Origin of the sequence: Actinomadura montaniterrae, from assembly GCF_008923365.1 — a bacterium.
GTDB classification, from domain to species: domain Bacteria; phylum Actinomycetota; class Actinomycetes; order Streptosporangiales; family Streptosporangiaceae; genus Spirillospora; species Spirillospora montaniterrae.
Genome location: NZ_WBMR01000486.1, coordinates 1 through 1,160 on the forward strand (window position 1 = coordinate 1; position 1,160 = coordinate 1,160).

1 protein-coding gene is annotated in these 1,160 nt (G+C 70.2%); it reads left to right on the forward strand.

All coding sequences use genetic code 11. The features are described from left to right. Positions 1-1,158, forward strand: a 1,158-nt coding sequence (locus F9B16_RS50455) for an epoxide hydrolase family protein (protein ID WP_151547352.1), incomplete at its 5' end; no start/stop codon positions are given. Positions 1,159-1,160 lie beyond the last annotated feature (2 nt).

Below are 1,160 nucleotides of genomic sequence, written 5' to 3' on the forward strand. Positions count from 1 at the left end.
CTGCGGCGGCGGCTGGAGTTGACGCGCTGGCCGGACGACGCGGGCAACGACGACGGCTATTACGGCGTGAAGCGCACCTACCTGCAGGGGCTCGTCGAGTACTGGCGGGACGGGTACGACTGGCGCAAGGCCGAGGCCGCGATCAACGCCTACGAGCACTACCGCGTCGACATCGAGGGCGTGCCGGTGCATTTCATGCGCCGTCCGGGCGCGGGTCCCGATCCGACGCCGCTGATCCTCACGCATGGCTGGCCCTGGACGTTCTGGCACTGGTCCAAGGTCGTGGACCCGCTGGCGGATCCGGGCGCGTACGGGGGCGATCCCGCCGAGGCGTTCGAGGTGATCGTCCCGTCGTTCCCGGGGTTCGGGTTCTCGGGCCCGCTGCCGCATCACCCGGACATGAACTTCTGGAAGGTCGCCGACCTCTGGCACGTCCTCATGACGCGGACGCTCGGGTACGAGCGGTACGCGGCGGCGGGCTGTGACGTCGGTGCGCTGGTCACCGGCCAGCTCGGGCACAAGTACGCCGACGAGCTGTACGGGATCCACATCGGGTCCGGTCTGAAGCTCACCCTGTTCAACGGCGACCGGGGGTGGGACATCACCGGCGGGCATCCCCTCCCGGACGGCCCGCCCGGCGTCCGTGAGCGCGCCATCGAGATGGAGCGGCGGTTCGCGGTGCACCTCTCGGCGCACCTGCTGGAGTCGTCGACGCTGGCGTACGGGCTGTCGGACTCGCCCGCCGGGATGCTCGCCTGGATCCTGCAGCGGTGGACGCGGTGGAGCGACGACGGCGGCGACATCGAGACCGTCTTCACCCGGGACGACCTGCTCACGCACGCGATGATCTACTGGGTGACCAACTCGATCGGCACGTCGGTCCGGACGTACGCCAACAACAACCGGTACCCGTGGACGCCGTCGCACGACCGGTGGCCCGTGATCGAGGCGCCCACCGGCATCACGTTCGTCGGCTACGAGAACCCGCCGGGCGTCACCACCGAGCAGCGGGTCGAGCACTTCGTCCGGAGCGACCGCGGCGACTGGTACAACCACGTCAACCTGACCGCGCACGACCGCGGCGGCCATTTCATCCCGTGGGAGATCCCGGAGGAGTGGGTCGCCGACCTCCGCCGCACGTTCCGCGGCCGCCGCTGACC